Raw genomic sequence first — 16,958 nt, 5'->3', positions numbered from 1 at the left:
CCAGTTAGGGCGGTCAAACAGGAACAGGATAAAATACTGTTTTGGGTTCATCATTGAAAGTGATAAAATAGAGCTGTATTTCTGAATCGCCTGTGATAAAAGGAGGAAGAAGCGTGCCGAAAGTTCGTACGAAGGACATAATGGAACAATTTCATCTTGAACTGGTAAGTGGGGAAGAAGGGATTAATCGTCCCATTACAATCAGTGATCTTTCCAGACCAGGTATTGAAATGGCTGGTTATTTTACATATTACCCAAAAGAAAGAGTTCAACTTTTAGGGAAAACAGAGCTTTCTTTTTTTGAACAGCTCCCAGAACGCGAACGAAAGCAGAGAATGATGTCTCTTTGTACAGATATTACCCCTGCCATTATTTTGTCACGAGATCGTGATGTCCCGAAGGAATTAATCGAAGCATCAAATGAAAATGGCGTGCCCGTTTTACGATCTAGCCTAAAAACGACAAGACTTTCGAGTCGATTGACCAACTTTTTAGAAAGTAAGCTTGCACCAACGACTGCTATTCATGGTGTGCTCGTAGATGTATATGGTGTAGGTGTATTATTAATTGGGAAAAGCGGAGTAGGAAAAAGTGAAACAGCCTTAGAATTAGTGAAGAGGGGACATCGGCTGGTCGCAGACGATTGCGTGGAAATCCGTCAAGAGGATCAGGATACATTAGTCGGGAGCGCACCAGAGCTGATTGAACATCTTTTGGAAATCCGCGGGTTAGGTATTATTAATGTGATGACCTTATTTGGAGCAGGCGCTGTTAGAAGCTATAAGAGAATTACGATTGTAATGAACCTTGAGCTTTGGGAACAAGGCAAACAGTATGATCGTTTAGGACTTGAAGAAGAGAAAATGCGCATCATCGATACAGATGTGCCGAAGCTGACGATCCCTGTACGGCCAGGTCGAAACTTAGCTGTCATCATTGAGGTGGCTGCGATGAACTTCAGGCTGAAACGTATGGGACATAATGCAGCAGAACAATTTACAAGTAAACTTGCCGATGTCATTGAAGACAATGGCCAGGATGAATAGGAGTTGACTATATGAACGAAGCAATTCAGCCAATTGATCCGATCGCTTTTCAGCTTGGACCTATTTCGGTTCATTGGTATGGTGTGATTATTGGGATCGGGGCCTTGCTTGGACTCTGGCTCGCACTGAGAGAATGTGAAAAAAGAGGAATCAATAAAGATATGTTTATTGACTTAATCTTATTTGCCATTCCAATAGCAATTATTTGTGCACGAATTTATTATGTATCTTTCGAATGGGATTACTATCAGCAGCACCCAAACGAAATCATTAAAATTTGGAATGGTGGAATTGCGATTCACGGCGGGCTGATCGGTGCCGTGCTGACAGCCATCGTTTTTACAAAAGTGAGAAAGGTATCCTTTTGGAAAATAGCTGACGTCGCAGCACCTAGTATTTTACTAGCGCAGGCAATTGGGCGCTGGGGGAACTTTATTAACCAAGAAGCGCACGGTGAGGCGGTTTCAAGAGCCTTTTTAGAAAATTTGCATCTGCCTGAGTTTATCATTAATCAAATGTATATTGATGGGACCTATTATCACCCGACGTTCTTATACGAATCATTATGGAATCTTGCCGGTGTTGTCATATTGATTTTACTACGCAGAACATCGCTGAGAAGAGGCGAAATCTTCTTGTCTTATTTAATTTGGTATTCAATCGGCCGTTTCTTCATAGAAGGGATGAGAACAGACAGTTTAATGCTGACAGAGCATCTTCGAATCGCACAGATGATTTCGATTGCGATATTCGTAGTGGCTGTTCTACTGATTTTCTTTAGAAGAATGAAAGGATACGCATCGATTCCGTATAAAGAGAACAACTCATCGAATTAAGCAGGGGGGATCATAAGAGATGGGAGAGACATGGAAAAACGGCTTGAAGGCAGGGCTATCGACAACTTGGACACTTGGCAAAGTCATCTTTCCAGTTACCATTCTCGTCAGTATCTTGCAGCATACGCCTGTAATGGGTTGGATCATACAATTCATTCGGCCATTTATGGGGGTGTTTGGTCTTTCGGGAGAAGCGGCTATTCCGCTTGTATTAGGAAATATGCTGAACTTGTATGCGGGGATTGCAGCCATTTTGACATTAGAGCTTCCTGTGAAGGAAGTGTTTATTTTGGCAGTGATGCTGTCCTTTTGCCATAACCTGATCATCGAATCGACAGTGGCAGCAAAGGTTGGACTGAGAGTGTCTGTGATTTTGTTGGTCAGAATCAGTCTTGCTGTTATTTCGGCTATTGTCATTCATCTCGTTTGGCAGGGAGGCGAGGAGCCGGCGCAATATGGACTACTGACGGCAGCTCAGGCGGCTGATGTGCCTTCCAGCTGGTACATGATCGTCCTGCTTGCTTTACAAAAAGCTGTACTCGGTGTGCTCCAGCTCGCCTGTATCGTCATCCCTCTCATGATCATCATTCAATTCATGAGAGATTTAGGGTGGCTTCATACACTGTCTAAGTGGCTGTCACCTTTTACTAGAATGCTTGGAATGAAAGAAAATACATCTATGACGATGGTGGCTGGATTAACGATTGGTCTGGCGTACGGAGCCGGCGTGATGATGAAGGCAGTGGAAGAGGACGGTGTGAGTAAAAAGGACTTAACTCTTGCCTTTATTTTCCTCGTTGCCTGCCATGCGGTGGTCGAAGATACGCTGATTTTTATACCACTTGGTATTCCAGTATGGCCGCTTCTTGTCATCCGCCTGATTTCTGCAATTTTATTGACAGCTGCTATTAGCTATATTTGGCGGAAGCGGGAACTTGCAGCTGTTAGAAAGGAAGCCATATGAACGAATCGACGATCAACACAGTGCTATTTGATTTAGATGGCACATTAATCAATACAAATGAATTAATTATTGCTTCATTTCAGCATACGCTGGATCATTATTACCCTGGTCAGTACAGCCGTGAGGATATTCTTCATTTCATTGGTCCGTCCTTGTTTGATACATTCTCTGCGATGGACCCTGATTTGACGGATGATATGATTCAGATGTACCGCACGTTTAATCATAAGCAGCATGATCTGCTTGTGACTGAATATGAGACCGTTATCGACACATTGAAAGTCCTGCAGGATCGAGGATTTAAGCTCGGTATTGTCACAACGAAGATACGGGATACGGTTTTAATGGGATTGAAGCTGACCGGTTTAGAGCCGTTCTTTGAGGTCATTGTGACGCTCGATGATGTGCAAAATGAGAAGCCGCATCCGGAGCCTGTTCAGCTGGCATTATCAAAGCTTGGCAGTGATCCGCATGAAGCGGTGATGGTCGGTGATAATTATCACGATATTTTGTCTGGTCAAGCGGCAGGGACAAAAACGGCAGGTGTTGCTTGGTCTATTAAGGGAGAAGAGGCGCTTTTAAAGCATCGCCCTGATTTCATGCTGAAGAAAATGAGTGATCTCCTGGCGATTGTTGGAGCTGATTAAGTTGAGAAAAACAGATCGTTATCCTGTAAAAGGGGTTAATTCACTGCGGCAAGTCTATCAGACAGTTCCCTTTTTCAAAGTGGTGAAAAACTTCATTTTTATTCAAATGGCAAGGTACACGCCTTTTATGGGAATGAAAAATTGGATATACCGAACCTTTCTTCGTATGAAGGTCGGCGAGGATACGGCGTTCGCCTTAATGGTGATGGTTGATCTGATGTTTCCTGAGAAAATCACTGTCGGTCGAAATAGTGTGATCGGCTATAATACGACCATCTTGTCCCATGAGTATTTGATTAAAGAGTACAGACTTGGGGAAGTCTATATTGGTGATGAAGTTTTAATTGGAGCTAATTCAACTATTTTACCTGGTGTGACCATTGGGGATGGTGCGATCGTATCGGCTGGTACACTTGTTCATAAGGATGTGCCAGCAGGCTCATTTGTTGGAGGAAATCCAATGCGCATGATTTATACGAAAGAAGAAATGGATGCACGTCAATCTACGTCTGCTGAGTAGCTCGGCAGACTTTTTTGTTGACAATGTGACATGGTGTAACTATAATGATTACAACAGAGGTGAGAAAACATGAAAATCAGCAGCAGATTTACTGTCGCTGTCCATATTCTGGCCTTGCTATCACTTGAAAAAGGATCATTACAGACATCGGAGGATATCGCAGGAAGTGTGAATACAAACCCAGTGGTCATCCGCCGCATTATGAGTAAATTAAAAAAAGCAGGCCTAATCTCAACGAGTCTTGGCAAAGGTGGTTCTCAGCTGAACCGCAGTGAAGACGACATCACACTGCTCGATGTGTATAAAGCGGTTGAAGTCGTGGATGAGGGAGAATTGTTTCAAATTCATGAAAGCCCAAATCCTGACTGTCCGATCGGTGCAAATATTCAAGCGGTGCTTGAATTAATTTTATGCCGCGCTCAAAGTGCGATGGAGCAAGTACTTGCTGAGATCAAATTAAGTGAACTAACGCATGTGCTAATCAAAAAAATTGGATGATCTATTCAATTTTTTTTACCTCTGTTGTAACCGTATTAGTTACACCTTTCTTTATCAACATAAAACCATATTGCAGGAGGAGTTAACATGAAAATTGGAATTATTGGCGCAACAGGTAAAGCAGGACAAGAAATTGTGAAAGAGGCTCAATCAAGAGGACATGAAGTAACGGCGATCGTCCGAGATGCACAAAAGGTGACAGATTCATCACTAGCTGTTCTTGAGAAGGATGTGTTTCACTTGCAAGCAGAAGACATCAAAGGCTTTGATGTGATTGTAAATGCATTTGGCGCACCTGCTGGAAAAGAGCACCTGCACGTAGAAGCTGGGAAAAAGCTGATCGATATTTTAAAAGAGGCACCTGAGACTCGTTTGATCGTTGTGGGCGGAGCAGGAAGTCTATTTGTAGATGAGGCGAAAACAACAAGACTAGTGGACACACCAGAGTTTCCTAAAGAATATGCTGCTACGGCTTCACAGCAAGGAGAAAACCTAAAAGATCTTCAACAGACAGAGGGATTAAAATGGACCTTCCTCAGTCCAGCTGCATTCTTTAATCCAGCTGGCAAACGTACAGGTTCTTACGTGAAAGGGAAAGACCATCTGATTGTCAATTCTAAAGGTGACAGCTATGTGAGCTATGCTGACTACGCCATTGCGCTGGTTGATGAGGTGGAGCAGGCAGCCCATGTTGGAGAACGTTTTACCGTTGTATCTGAAGCTGAATAAGCAGTTTCATGACCGCCTAAAAATGATAAATGGGGAGTCTAACGTATGAATGAGCAAGAATTGTCTTTCATCTATGTATGGGATGCATATTGTGGCTGGTGTTATGGATTTTCAAACAGTATCCGCACTTTGCATGAAAATCATCCGGAGATATCATTAACACTTGTGTCGGGTGGTTTATTTGTAGGGGAAAGAAGTCTTCCAATAAAGGATTATCCACACATTTCAGAAGCAAATCAGCGTATTAGTCAGCTGACTGGTGTCGAGTTTGGTGAACGTTATCAGGAGCTGCTAGCAAACGGAACGTTTCTTTTAGACTCTGAGGCTGCGGCCATTGGTTTTTCTGCATTAAGATCCATCGCACCTGAGCGCGCATTGCACTTGGCTTCATCGATGCAAAAGGCTTTTTATCAAGACGGAAAAAGCCTGAGCGATGAAGAAACGTATCGGGAGATCGCTTTGGCGCATCATCTTGATCCTGACGCAGTCATTGAACGCATGAAAACAAAAGAAGCGATGAATGATGCGTATGCCGACTTTGCGAAGGTTCATCAACTTCAGGTGAACGGCTATCCTACACTTTTATTAAAAAGAGGGGATGAATACTTCAGCTTGGGCGGAGGTGCGATGACAGCTGAAAAGCTTGAAGACCGCCTGAAGGAATTACTAGAAAAATAAATCATTCAAAAACAACCTCTATGCGGATAGAGGTTGTTTTTTTACGCTTTAATGATAATCGCCTGACTGCCCATCTGTTCCCAAGAATCTTCAAACTGATCACGGTCGACTTTTTGATTCTTTTCTCCATAGGGGTTATTCAAGTAGACATGCTCCTTGTCATAGCCTGTGATGACCACGCTATGCATATTAAAGCTTACATTTATTTTGCCATTCGGTGTATTCCAAGTTTCGATGTTATCTGTTTTGTCAAAGGTGGATGTCGTAATCACCCAGACAGGATAGCCCTTTTCAAGTGATTGATAGATGGCCTTTTTAACAGGCTTTCCGGTTAAGTCGACAACTTGATCGCCTGCATATTTTTTCGCAAGCTGATAAATCGGTTCGTGGTAAACACCAAGACCCGGCCCATTCTCCATATCGCCTACAAACCCGTCATGAGGGTCTCCTTTTAAGCCATTTTCATAATTGAGCGGAACACGTTTTACTTCATTTGCCAACTTGTTTTTCGTTACATGCTCATAGCCGCTGTAATGAAGCAGCATCGCTAAGCTCGTGACTTCGCATCCGTTATAAAGCCTTGGCGCATCCATTTGATTGTAGAGGGTGACGTCCATGGCTTTTTTGCTTCCTTTTAATGAATGATGTGTGGTTTCTGCTTTTTTCGTTGAACGAGTTTCTTCAGCTGCAAGTGCCGTATCGTTTTCTTTTGCTGCTTTTTGCGGCGAAGCTGTTTTCTTGACTTCATCGATTTGCGAAACGTATATAAAGCCGAAATAAACAAGACATGCGCACAACAAAGTTAAGATGAATGTCTGGATGAACTTCACTGTTAATCTCCTGTGTTATTCAATATTTTTAAGTATTATAGCACGTTCTTTCTTCGAACATACAGAAAAGGCACAGGTGTCACTTGAATGTAATAATTCCAGAATATGTTGATGAAAATAGGGGGAAATAAAAATGATTGATTTAATCGCTTTATTTTGTTAGCATATTATCATATTAGCGAACTAAAGGATTCGGAATTTTTTGTTTTAATGTGTTGGAGGTGCGGAAGAACATGTTTATGTTTGAGAAACCATATGGTATGCGAGATTCATTACCTGGATTGTATGAGACGAAGAAAAAAGTGAGACATTCTTTAACAGAGGTCATGACTGGTTGGGGTTTCCGTTTGATGGAGACACCAACGCTTGAATTTTACGATACAGTCGGTGTTCAATCGGCAATTACAGATACACAGCTCTTTAAGCTGCTTGATCAAAACGGGCAAACCCTTGTACTGAGACCTGATATGACGGGTCCGATTGCAAGAGTGGCGGCCTCCAAGCTTCACCAGCAGGCGTATCCGCTTCGTGTTGGGTATGCAGCCAACGTGTTCCGGGCGCAGGAAAGAGAAGGAGGAAGGCCGTCAGAATTTGAGCAGGTGGGAATTGAATTGATTGGTGATGGTTCGATTAGTGCAGATGCTGAAGTCATCGCGCTTGCCGTATTTGCCTTAAAAAATGCCGGGCTAAGGTCCTTCAAAATTGCGATCGGGCATGTCGCTTTAGCAGAGACGTTATTTGTCGATGTACTCGGAAATACAGAGCGTGCAAATGTCCTTCGCCGCTTCTTATATGAAAAGAATTATGTGGGATACCGTCAGCATGTGAAACAATTACCGCTCTCCTCCATCGATAAAACGAGGCTGTTACAGCTTTTAGAGTTAAGAGGCGGCCAAGAGGTTATAGGGCGGGCAGAGGAAATCGTCGTTTCACAAGAAGGAAAAGAAGTGCTCGCACAGTTAAAGTCGCTTTGGGAGACACTTGAAGATTACGGCTGTACAGAATATATCCGTTTAGATTTAAGCATGGTGAGTCATATGAGCTATTATACGGGTATTTTGTTTGAAGTATTTGCAGATCATGTTGGGTCGGTCATCGGAAGCGGCGGGAGATATGATCAATTGCTTGCTCATTTTGATGCACCTGCACCAGCTACAGGGTTCGGACTTCGACTAGACCGTCTTCTTGAAGCGCTCGATGCAAAAGAAATTGTTGAGCCGCAGGAGGCTGTGATTTTTAGCAAAGAACAAAGACTGGAAGCTTTTGCTTTTGCAGAAAAGGAGCGGTCAAAAGGGAAAAAGATCGTCCTGCAAGACTTAGCGGGGATTGAAAATATTGACGCGATGACCAAGGCATTTGAGCAGGTGACTTATTTTATCGGTGCTAGAAAGGAAGAGCAAAATGGGTAAAGTGTTGACGATGGCGATGCCAAAGGGCCGGATATTTGAAGAAGCAGCAGGGCTGTTAAGACAGGCGGGGTACCAGCTGCCAGAGGAATTCGAGGATTCAAGAAAATTAATCATTGATGTACCAGAAGAAAACCTACGCTTTATTTTAGCCAAGCCAATGGATGTGACCACCTACGTAGAGCACGGCGTGGCGGATGTTGGCATTGCAGGGAAGGATGTCATGCTTGAAGAAGCTCGTGATGTGTACGAAGTGCTCGATTTAAACATCAGTAAATGTCATTTAGCTGTTGCTGGCTTGCCAGGAGCGAGCTGGGGTGGTGTCGCACCGCGTGTGGCGACAAAGTACCCAAATGTTGCATCGTCCTATTTTAGAGAGCAAGGGGAGCAGGTGGAGATCATTAAGCTGAATGGTTCCATTGAATTAGCACCGCTCATTGGGCTTGCCGATCGCATTGTGGACATTGTCTCCACAGGTCAAACACTAAAGGAAAATGGCCTTGTGGAAACGGAGCATATTTGTGATATCACGTCACGTTTTATTGTCAATCCTGTGAGCTATAGGATGAAGGATAAGGTGATCGATGAAATGGCGCAGCGTCTTGCAAGAATCATTGAAGGAGAAGGGGAGGAATCATCATGAACATCACCTGCATACAAGAAGGTGAGACAGATACTCTCTCACTCAAACGGTCTTTAGATACTGGAACAGAAGAGCAGCGTCAGGCTGTTCAGCGCATTATACAAGAAGTAAGAACAAATGGTGATGAAGCTGTACGGTCTTTTACAAAGCAATTTGACGGGGTGTTGATTGAAGATCCACTTGTTACAGAGGAGGAAATGGCAAAAGCCTGTGACCGCTTGGACAAAGAGATGATTCAGATTATCCAAACGGCTATCAAGCATATTCGCACATACCACGAGCGCCAGCTGACGTCCTCTTGGTTTTATCACCAAAAGGACGGCTCAATGCTAGGACAAAAGGTAACACCGCTTGATGCAGTAGGTGTGTATGTCCCCGGTGGAACAGCTGCCTATCCATCATCAGTATTAATGAATGTGATCCCTGCGCTAGTCGCAGGCGTTGAACGAATCGTTCTTGTGACACCCCCTGGGAAAGATGGCTGTCTCTCTGACGCTGTCTTGGCTGCGGCGAAGGAGCTTGGTATTTCTGAGATGTATAAAATGGGCGGGGCCCAGGCGGTTGCGGCACTTGCCTATGGAACGGAAAGCATCAAACCTGTTGATAAAATCACAGGTCCAGGCAACATTTATGTCGCGCTGGCAAAGCGGGAAGTATTTGGTCAGGTAGACATTGATATGATTGCAGGGCCAAGTGAAATTGCAGTCCTAGCAGACGAAACAGCAGTCGCGCATGAGGTAGCGGCGGATTTACTTTCGCAGGCAGAGCATGATGCGCTGGCATCTAGTATTTTGGTGACACCGTCTAAGACACTTGCTGAAAGCGTGCAGGCTGAAGTAAGAAAGCAGCTTGATAGTTTACCGAGAAAATCAATCGCAGCAAAATCTATACAAGATCATGGCCGTATTTACGTGACAGAATCAATCGATCGTGCAGTAGACGTCATCAATCAATTAGCACCAGAGCACTTAGAGGTGCTGACAGCATACCCAGAAGCACTTCTTGGTCAAATCAAGCATGCTGGCGCAATTTTCTTGGGACGCTATAGTCCAGAGCCGGTGGGCGATTATTTTGCAGGACCGAATCATGTGCTGCCAACAAACGGAACAGCTCGATTCTCCAGTCCGCTTGGTGTGACTGATTTTCAAAAGAAAACGAGCATTATTTCATATAGTCAAGAAGCCTTTGAAACACACCGGGAAAGCATTGCGGCTTTTGCCAGATTAGAAGGGCTTGAAGCACATGCAAGGTCGATTGAAGCGAGAAAGCGGGAGGAATCGTAATGAGACAGGCGAAAACATCGAGAAAAACTAATGAAACGAACATTTCATTAGCGCTAGAAATTGATGGAGAAGGAAAAGCGGATATTCAAACAGATGTCCCTTTTATGACGCACATGCTCGATTTATTTACGAAGCATGGACACTTTAATTTGACCGTCGATGCGAAAGGAGATACGGATGTTGATGATCACCACACAACAGAAGATATCGGCATTGTACTTGGGCAAATGTTTAAGGAAGCGTTAGGCGATAAAAAGGGAATTAAGCGGTATGGATCAAGCTTTGTTCCGATGGATGAAACACTTGCCCAGGTCGTGGTTGACTTAAGCAATCGTCCTCATTTGGAAATGAGAGCGGCCTTTCCGAGTCAAAAGGTTGGTACCTTTGATACAGAGCTAGTGCATGAGTTTCTGTGGAAATTTGCACTTGAAGCCCGGATCAACCTTCATGTCATTGTTCACTACGGAACCAATACACATCATATAATTGAAGCCATTTTTAAAGCGATGGCACGTGCCTTAGATGAAGCAACAACCATTGATCCACGTGTGAAAGGAATTCCTTCAACAAAGGGGATGCTCTAATGATCGGAGTCATTGATTACGGAATGGGAAATTTGTTCAGCGTATCAAAAGCACTGGAACGAGCAGGTGCCCGCTATATCGTCTCCTCTGATGTAGAGGAGCTGAAAAAAGCAGATGCTTATATTTTGCCTGGGGTCGGTTCGTTTCATGATGCAATGCAGCTGTTAAAAGAGACTGGACTTGAGGCGTTTATCCATCAAGTAGTAGAGGAAGGAAAGCTGTTATTCGGCATTTGCCTTGGCATGCAGCTGTTATTTGAAGAAAGCGAAGAGGCAGGACACACAAAAGGATTGGGTCTGTTAAAAGGGCGTGTCGTTCTTTTAAAGGATCGTGATCAGGACGGGCAAAGGCTAAAGGTACCTCATATGGGGTGGAATGAGCTCACGTTTCATCAGCCCGCCCCATTGTTTGACGGTGTGCCAGAAGGATTTGCGTACTTTGTTCACTCTTATTATGTGAGTGATATGAATCCAGATGAGCAATTAGCAAGCGCGGACTATGGTGTTCAAGTACCAGCTGTTGTTGGCAAGGGAAATGTGCTTGGAGCACAGTTTCACCCTGAAAAAAGCAGTACAACGGGAATGGCGCTGCTCAAACAATTTATTCAATTAGCAAACGAACAGAGGGTGAACAAATGAGTGAGTTTACATTATATCCAGCGATTGATATGAGAAATGGCAAATGTGTACGTCTTGTGCAAGGAGATTATGATCAAGAAACCATTTATGGAGATTCACCGCTCGACATGGCCGCGCAATTTGTAAAAGAAGGAGCAAAATGGATTCATCTTGTCGATCTAGATGGTGCAAAAGCAGGGAAACGTGTCAATCATGAGCATGTGCTGGCGATTGCTTCCTCCTTAGATGTGAAGGTACAAATCGGCGGCGGTATTCGGACGGAAGAAGACGTTGCCTTTTATTTAAAGAGCGGCGTAGATAGAGTGATTCTCGGCAGCTCAGCTGTTTCGAACCCAGTCTTTGTGAAAAAAATGCTGGCGCAATATGGAGAGAAAATCGCAATTGGAATTGATGCGCGAAATGGCTTTGTATCAACTGAAGGATGGCTTGAAACGTCTAAAGTGAAGGCAGAGGAACTCGGCAGGGAATTGGCAAAGGAAGGCGCAGAGGTCTTTATTTTCACCGATATTCAAATGGATGGCATGCTGTCTGGTCCCAATGTAGAAAGCACGGTTCGCTTAGCAGAAGCAACCGGCAAACAAGTGATTGCTTCAGGTGGTGTCAGCGCAGTAGCTGATCTTCAAAAGCTGTCAGCGCAAAAACAGTCTGGTGTGTCTGGTGCGATCGTTGGAAAAGCACTTTACACAAAGCAGTTTACTTTAGCAGAAGCATTTGAAGGGCTTGACCGCATATGATGACAAAACGAATCATCCCATGTCTTGATGTGAAGGAAGGGCGTGTTGTCAAAGGGGTGCAATTCCTAGGCTTAAAGGATGCTGGTGATCCGGTCGAATTAGCGCAGATCTATGATGAGGAAGGGGCGGATGAACTTGTCTTCCTTGATATTTCCGCTTCTCATGAAGGCCGGAAAACGATGGTGGATGTGGTCAAACAAGTCGCGTCCACTCTTGCGATACCATTTACGGTGGGAGGCGGGATTAACCACCTTGATGACATGAAGCGTATATTAAGAGCGGGTGCAGACAAAGTATCTGTCAACACAGCAGCTGTGTTAAGGCCGGAACTGATTTCAGAAGGTGCTGACTTTTTTGGCTCCCAGTGTATCGTTGTTGCAATTGATGCAAAATACGATGAAGAGAAAAAAGCATACATGGTCTATACACACGGAGGACGCCGTCAAACAGATTTAGAGGTCAGCGACTGGGCGAAGGAAGCTGTGCAGAGAGGGGCAGGAGAGATTTTGCTGACAAGTATGGATGCCGATGGTGAAAAGACAGGCTTTGACCATCGATTGACAAAGCTTGTATCAGAGGCAGTCAATGTGCCAGTTATTGCTTCTGGCGGCGCTGGCAATGCCCAGCATATGCTCGAGGCCTTTACAAAAGGAGAAGCTGATGCAGCATTAGCAGCATCTATTTTCCATTATAAAGAAACCTCCATTCATGAGGTGAAGACATATTTGAGAGAACACGGGGTGAAGGTCAGATGAAACAGGCAAATGAATTAACCTTTAATGAGGCAGGCCTGATTCCTGCGATTGTACAGGATGCTCAAAGTAAGGAAGTATTGACGCTTGCGTATATGAATCAAGAATCCTATGAAAAAACGCTGGAGACAGGTGAAACATGGTTTTATAGCCGGTCGAGAAACGAGCTTTGGCACAAAGGCGCCACCTCTGGACATACCCAGCAAGTGATTTCTATTCGATATGACTGTGACAAGGACGCTCTGCTTGTCCTTGTCGCGCCAAGCGGCCCAGCCTGCCATACTGGCAGCTATAGCTGTTTTTCGGAAGAAGGCGTGAAGCGCCAAAGCGAAGAGCAGGATCGTTTTGCGATATTAAATGAACTTGAACAGGTCATTGCAAAGCGTCAGGCGGAAATGCCAGAAGGGGCTTATACAACCTATCTATTTGAAAAAGGGGTCGATAAAATCCTGAAAAAGGTAGGGGAAGAGGCGTCTGAGGTGATCATTGCAGCGAAAAACCGGGATCAAGAAGAATTGAAATGGGAAACTGCTGACCTCCTCTATCATCTTCTTGTATTATTACGCGAACAGCAATTGCCGCTTGATGATGTATTAAAGGTATTAAAAAAACGTCATCAAGGTGAATGAAAAGCCGGGGGATATCCCTGGCTTTTTTATTTTAAATGAAAAACAAATCCTTCCTTTCTTTTTGTTCTATGTGACGACTGGTGAAGTATGTTATACTACACACGGTACACTGTTCGAAATGGAGGGTATCGGTGAGTAAATACACTTCTCAAAATAATCACACACAAGTCGTCCAGCTATTTCAAGATGGGCATTACTTTTTTCATAAAGGTCTTAAAGCATATAGAGAAAGAAATCTGTCCAGAGCAAGTAAGCTGATACAGCGGGCCATCGTACTTGAGCCTGAAAATGTAGAAATGCTGTCACAGCTTGCCATTATCTATACTGAAATGGGTCATTACCAGCAATCAAACGAACTGCTTGATTTTATCCTTGAACACATCGATGAAAACATGTCTGAGTGCCACTATTTTAAAGCCAATAATTATGCGAATCTCGGACTGTTTCAAGAGGCATATAAATCAGCTACTGCTTATGCCGCGCTGGAAGAGAACGGGGAATTTGCGGATGAAAATGAAGACCTTCTTGACCTGCTCGATATGAGCGACGAAGAGGACGAAGATTTTCCTTATGATCAGGATGACCTGATTGTGAAGCAGGATCAAGCAAACCATTTGCTAGAAAGCGGCAGACTCGATGAAGCCATTGAGATGCTGGAACAGATGATTGTTGAGTATCCAGAATTTTGGTCAGCGTATAATAATCTTGCTTTGGCCTATTTTTATTCTGGCCGAATCCATCAGGCGAAAGAAATGTTGAACCGGGTCCTTCTTGAAAATCCCGGTAATCTGCATGCCCTTTGCAATCAGCTTGTCTTCTACCATTATGAGAAAGAAGAAGAGAAGGTCAACATGTTAGCGAAGCAATTAACGCACGTGTATCCAATACTAAGTGAACAGCGTTATAAGCTTGGCGCAACATTTGCCCTTGTGGGAGAATTTGAATGGGCCTTTAAATGGCTTTATTCTTTGTACAAAACAGGTTTTCAGGGAGATAGTACATTTTTATACTGGCTTGCAAGCGCAGCCTATCATACAGGCCACAAAACGCTCGCCCAAACGGTTTGGGATAAGATGGTTGAAGAAGATATCGACGCAGATGAAATCAAGCCGTGGCAGGATAAACCTGAGGAGACTGAGCCAATGGTCTCGATTGAGGAACGGCTGACTGCGTACTATGTCAGTAAACAAAAAGGGGAACGTGACGTTCTGCAGTCTGTCCTTGATGCACGCGCAGCGAAAACGGCCTTTGAACAGCAATTTATAGAACTGCTTTTGTATGAAGATGAAATGAAAGAAAAGTCTTTTTCAGAAGATGCTGTTTTTGCAAAACAGGCGGCATCCAGTCTGGAGGAAGCGGTTCAGCCTGACAGCCATATGCCTTATTTTTGGTTATTCCATATTATTCAGCAGGCACGTGCTTCTGGTATTGATAAGAAAAATGCGCCTGCCTGGGCAGCAGCATCTTATTATCTATGGATGAATGAACAAGAAGAAGCAGCTGTCAGCAAAAAAGACGTTGCGTCCGCTTTTCAGATCAGTGTTCAAACACTGTCTAAATACGAACGAGAGATCTGTACGTTAATCGATTAAATAGGTAAATAGATTCAGAACATCCCAGCATGGCCGAAAAGGTCATGCTTTTTTCTTGGATAAAAAGGTGTGATTTGCAAGGAATTGGCGAAGTATGACAATCACGACATGTTTTTGAAACATAAATGTAATAAAAATATTAGCTCATTTTGTCGATGTCTCATGTATAATGAAAATCGTGGATTAAAACAAAGATAGATATTTAAATATTTTACTATACATAATGAAACACCTAGTGATAGAAACAATCTGGTCAACATCTGACTGAACAATCAGGAAGAAAGACATAGAGAGCACAGATTGGTCGCAGAGAATTTGCTGCTTTCTAATGTCGCTTGGGAAATTGTCAAAGGAGGAACTATTCGTGAAAAAGTTTATTACTTTCGGTTTAGCTTCGGTGATCGGAGCGAGCGGTTTATTTATTCCATTTACGCATGAAGCAAACGCACAGAACTTTGAACAAAAGAAACAAGAACTAGACAGCAAGCAGTCTGAGGTAAACAAGAATCTTCAAAAGAAAAAAGAAGAGCTTTCAAAGCTTGAAGCAAAACAAGAGGCACTTGCACAAAAGCTTAAGGATATTGATGAGAAAGCTTTAAAAACAAGTGATCAAATCGAAGAAAAACAAAAAGAAAATGAAAAAACAAAAAAAGAAATCAAAGCACTGAAAAAAGAAATTGCTGATACAGAAAAACGTATTGAAGAAAGAAACGAGTTCTTGAAAAAGCGTGTACGTGCTCTTCAAGAGAGCGGCGGTTCTACGAAATACATAGATGTATTACTAGGAGCAAAAAGCTTTAGCGATTTCATCAGCCGTGCAGGTGCAGTATCTACACTGATCAACGCAGACAGTGAAATCATTAAAGAGCAGGAAAAAGACAAAGCAGAACTTCAAAAGTCTGAAAACGAATTAAACACAAAGCTTGAAAATGTGCAAAACACACTTGCAAAGCTTGAAACGCTTCAATCAGACTTGAATAAACAGCTTGATGAAAAAGACAAGCTATTCAAGCAAGTGAAAAAGCAAAAAGGAAGTGCTTTTTCTGAAATCAGCGAGTTAAACAGTGAGGCTAACAGCATTGCATCTGAAAAAGACGCAACAATCGCTGCACAAAAACAAGCTGAAAAAGAAGCAAGAGAAGCAGCTCAAAAAGCAAAAGAAGAAAAAGCGCAAAGACAACAGCAGCAGCGTCAAGCTAGTGTTCAAGCGGAAGACAACAGCTCAAATAACGATAGCAGCCCGTCTTCAAGTAACAGTGGATCATCTAATGACAACAATAACAGCAACAGCAGTTCACCAAGCAAGAAGCCATCTTCTGGCGGTGGATCACCTGTCAGCAGTAACGTAGGCGGAATTGAAGGTGCGATCAGCACAGGTTCTACGATTGTTGGACAATCTCCATATAAATGGGGCGGCGGCAGATCACAAGCCGATATTGACGCACGTCGTTTTGACTGTTCTTCATTCGTTCGCTGGGCATTTGCATCAGCAGGCATCAACCTTGGACCAGTTGGCGGTACAACAACAGATACGCTTGTAGGTAAAGGAAGAGCTGTAAGTGCATCTGACATGAAACGCGGAGACCTTGTGTTCTTTGATACGTATAAAGTAAATGGACACGTTGGTATTTACTTAGGAAACGGTTCATTCTTGAACGATAACAGCTCTCGCGGTGTTTCAGTTGACTCAATGAACAACGTATACTGGAAAAAAGCTTTCAATGGCGTTGTAAGAAGAGTCGTTGAATAAATCATTACTTTTTATATAACCGTAAACAGGCTTCCTTAAACAGCATTTTAAGGAAGCTTTTTCTTTTTTTGAAGATATGAGCAAATGATTCGCTTATTCCCCGCAGATTTAATAGGATATGGGTAAGGAATAAAAGCTAAGAGTGGGAATGATGCTCTCTGTCATGAATGGAAGCATCACCCAAGGGCATTCTAATAAG

19 protein-coding genes are annotated in these 16,958 nt (G+C 43.3%); 18 read left to right on the top strand and 1 reads right to left on the bottom strand.

Features of this window, described 5'->3' with window-relative positions; genetic code table 11:
* Positions 1-113 precede the first annotated feature (113 nt).
* The 8 genes from hprK (at position 114) to MHB69_RS16545 (ending at position 5,918) form a co-directional block, all read left to right on the top strand.
* Positions 114-1,046 carry an HPr(Ser) kinase/phosphatase gene (gene hprK, locus MHB69_RS16580; RefSeq protein WP_024423572.1) on the top strand — a complete coding sequence of 311 codons (933 nt, stop codon included), beginning with the start codon at positions 114-116 and terminating at the stop codon, positions 1,044-1,046.
* Between the two features lie 11 nt (positions 1,047-1,057).
* Positions 1,058-1,882, top strand: coding sequence for a prolipoprotein diacylglyceryl transferase (gene lgt, locus MHB69_RS16575; protein WP_041115595.1), 825 nt, complete (start codon positions 1,058-1,060; stop codon positions 1,880-1,882).
* A gap of 19 nt (positions 1,883-1,901) precedes the next feature.
* Positions 1,902-2,846 carry a nucleoside recognition domain-containing protein gene (locus MHB69_RS16570; protein ID WP_070326061.1) on the top strand — a complete coding sequence of 315 codons (945 nt, stop codon included), beginning with the start codon at positions 1,902-1,904 and terminating at the stop codon, positions 2,844-2,846.
* Complete coding sequence (ppaX, locus tag MHB69_RS16565; protein WP_024423569.1) at positions 2,843-3,493, top strand: pyrophosphatase PpaX; 651 nt, start codon at positions 2,843-2,845, stop codon at positions 3,491-3,493. Before MHB69_RS16570 ends, ppaX begins: the two co-directional genes overlap by 4 nt.
* A 1-nt stretch (position 3,494) precedes the next feature.
* Positions 3,495-4,013 (top strand): acyltransferase, encoded by a 519-nt coding sequence (locus MHB69_RS16560; protein ID WP_342495786.1) that lies wholly within the window; start codon positions 3,495-3,497, stop codon positions 4,011-4,013.
* Between the two features lie 69 nt (positions 4,014-4,082).
* A complete protein-coding gene (locus tag MHB69_RS16555) occupies positions 4,083-4,511 on the top strand; it encodes an Rrf2 family transcriptional regulator (protein WP_024423567.1) in 429 nt (142 codons plus the stop codon).
* Between the two features lie 87 nt (positions 4,512-4,598).
* A complete protein-coding gene (locus MHB69_RS16550; RefSeq protein WP_061110127.1) occupies positions 4,599-5,240 on the top strand; it encodes an NAD(P)-dependent oxidoreductase in 642 nt (213 codons plus the stop codon).
* 45 nt (positions 5,241-5,285) lie between these two features.
* The gene (locus tag MHB69_RS16545; RefSeq protein ID WP_342495785.1) at positions 5,286-5,918 is read left to right on the top strand and encodes a DsbA family protein; all 633 of its coding nucleotides are present in this window, start codon (positions 5,286-5,288) and stop codon (positions 5,916-5,918) included.
* A 41-nt stretch (positions 5,919-5,959) separates the two neighbouring features.
* On the opposite strand, the gene MHB69_RS16540 is transcribed toward MHB69_RS16545, so the two are convergent.
* Positions 5,960-6,748 (bottom strand): C39 family peptidase, encoded by a 789-nt coding sequence (locus MHB69_RS16540; RefSeq protein ID WP_342495784.1) that lies wholly within the window; start codon positions 6,746-6,748, stop codon positions 5,960-5,962.
* 233 nt (positions 6,749-6,981) lie between these two features.
* Between MHB69_RS16540 and MHB69_RS16535 the strand changes: the two genes are divergently transcribed.
* From MHB69_RS16535 to MHB69_RS16490, 10 genes are all read left to right on the top strand, one after another.
* Positions 6,982-8,157, top strand: coding sequence for an ATP phosphoribosyltransferase regulatory subunit (locus tag MHB69_RS16535; RefSeq protein ID WP_034281040.1), 1,176 nt, complete (start codon positions 6,982-6,984; stop codon positions 8,155-8,157).
* A complete protein-coding gene (gene hisG / locus MHB69_RS16530; RefSeq protein ID WP_034281039.1) occupies positions 8,150-8,797 on the top strand; it encodes an ATP phosphoribosyltransferase in 648 nt (215 codons plus the stop codon). Before MHB69_RS16535 ends, hisG begins: the two co-directional genes overlap by 8 nt.
* Positions 8,794-10,080: a histidinol dehydrogenase gene (gene hisD / locus MHB69_RS16525; RefSeq protein ID WP_342495783.1), complete on the top strand. Its 1,287-nt coding sequence runs from the start codon at positions 8,794-8,796 to the stop codon at positions 10,078-10,080. Before hisG ends, hisD begins: the two co-directional genes overlap by 4 nt.
* A complete protein-coding gene (gene hisB / locus MHB69_RS16520) occupies positions 10,080-10,664 on the top strand; it encodes an imidazoleglycerol-phosphate dehydratase HisB (RefSeq protein WP_041115604.1) in 585 nt (194 codons plus the stop codon). The genes hisD and hisB overlap by 1 nt, the downstream gene beginning before the upstream one ends.
* Positions 10,664-11,302: an imidazole glycerol phosphate synthase subunit HisH gene (gene hisH, locus MHB69_RS16515; RefSeq protein ID WP_041115605.1), complete on the top strand. Its 639-nt coding sequence runs from the start codon at positions 10,664-10,666 to the stop codon at positions 11,300-11,302. The genes hisB and hisH overlap by 1 nt, the downstream gene beginning before the upstream one ends.
* A complete protein-coding gene (hisA, locus tag MHB69_RS16510; protein ID WP_061110122.1) occupies positions 11,299-12,036 on the top strand; it encodes a 1-(5-phosphoribosyl)-5-[(5-phosphoribosylamino)methylideneamino]imidazole-4-carboxamide isomerase in 738 nt (245 codons plus the stop codon). Before hisH ends, hisA begins: the two co-directional genes overlap by 4 nt.
* Positions 12,033-12,791 carry an imidazole glycerol phosphate synthase subunit HisF gene (gene hisF, locus MHB69_RS16505; RefSeq protein WP_034281034.1) on the top strand — a complete coding sequence of 253 codons (759 nt, stop codon included), beginning with the start codon at positions 12,033-12,035 and terminating at the stop codon, positions 12,789-12,791. Before hisA ends, hisF begins: the two co-directional genes overlap by 4 nt.
* Positions 12,788-13,417 (top strand): bifunctional phosphoribosyl-AMP cyclohydrolase/phosphoribosyl-ATP diphosphatase HisIE, encoded by a 630-nt coding sequence (gene hisIE, locus MHB69_RS16500; RefSeq protein WP_041115607.1) that lies wholly within the window; start codon positions 12,788-12,790, stop codon positions 13,415-13,417. Before hisF ends, hisIE begins: the two co-directional genes overlap by 4 nt.
* 131 nt (positions 13,418-13,548) lie before the next feature.
* Entirely contained in the window at positions 13,549-15,009 is a 1,461-nt protein-coding gene (locus MHB69_RS16495; protein WP_061110121.1) for a tetratricopeptide repeat protein, read from the top strand.
* A gap of 364 nt (positions 15,010-15,373) precedes the next feature.
* The gene (locus MHB69_RS16490) at positions 15,374-16,759 is read left to right on the top strand and encodes a C40 family peptidase (RefSeq protein WP_034281030.1); all 1,386 of its coding nucleotides are present in this window, start codon (positions 15,374-15,376) and stop codon (positions 16,757-16,759) included.
* Positions 16,760-16,958 lie beyond the last annotated feature (199 nt).

Origin of the sequence: Bacillus sp. FSL K6-0994 (assembly GCF_038630815.1) — a bacterium.
Classification (GTDB): Bacteria; Bacillota; Bacilli; order Bacillales; family Bacillaceae; genus Bacillus; species Bacillus safensis.
This window is presented reverse-complemented; position numbering and strand designations above follow the sequence as displayed.

Excerpts from the sequence above, each read along its gene's own strand:
- MHB69_RS16570 (WP_070326061.1), top strand. The coding sequence starts at position 1,902 with ATGGGAGAGACATGGAAAAACGGCTTGAAGGCAGGGCTATCGACAACT.
- hisA (WP_061110122.1), top strand. The coding sequence starts at position 11,299 with ATGAGTGAGTTTACATTATATCCAGCGATTGATATGAGAAATGGCAAA.
- MHB69_RS16545 (WP_342495785.1), top strand. The coding sequence starts at position 5,286 with ATGAATGAGCAAGAATTGTCTTTCATCTATGTATGGGATGCATATTGT.
- hisB (WP_041115604.1), top strand. The coding sequence starts at position 10,080 with ATGAGACAGGCGAAAACATCGAGAAAAACTAATGAAACGAACATTTCA.
- MHB69_RS16555 (WP_024423567.1), top strand. The coding sequence starts at position 4,083 with ATGAAAATCAGCAGCAGATTTACTGTCGCTGTCCATATTCTGGCCTTG.
- hisD (WP_342495783.1), top strand. The coding sequence starts at position 8,794 with ATGAACATCACCTGCATACAAGAAGGTGAGACAGATACTCTCTCACTC.
- ppaX (WP_024423569.1), top strand. The coding sequence starts at position 2,843 with ATGAACGAATCGACGATCAACACAGTGCTATTTGATTTAGATGGCACA.
- hisIE (WP_041115607.1), top strand. The coding sequence starts at position 12,788 with ATGAAACAGGCAAATGAATTAACCTTTAATGAGGCAGGCCTGATTCCT.
- hisF (WP_034281034.1), top strand. The coding sequence starts at position 12,033 with ATGATGACAAAACGAATCATCCCATGTCTTGATGTGAAGGAAGGGCGT.
- MHB69_RS16535 (WP_034281040.1), top strand. The coding sequence starts at position 6,982 with ATGTTTATGTTTGAGAAACCATATGGTATGCGAGATTCATTACCTGGA.
- MHB69_RS16550 (WP_061110127.1), top strand. The coding sequence starts at position 4,599 with ATGAAAATTGGAATTATTGGCGCAACAGGTAAAGCAGGACAAGAAATT.
- hisG (WP_034281039.1), top strand. The coding sequence starts at position 8,150 with ATGGGTAAAGTGTTGACGATGGCGATGCCAAAGGGCCGGATATTTGAA.
- lgt (WP_041115595.1), top strand. The coding sequence starts at position 1,058 with ATGAACGAAGCAATTCAGCCAATTGATCCGATCGCTTTTCAGCTTGGA.
- hisH (WP_041115605.1), top strand. The coding sequence starts at position 10,664 with ATGATCGGAGTCATTGATTACGGAATGGGAAATTTGTTCAGCGTATCA.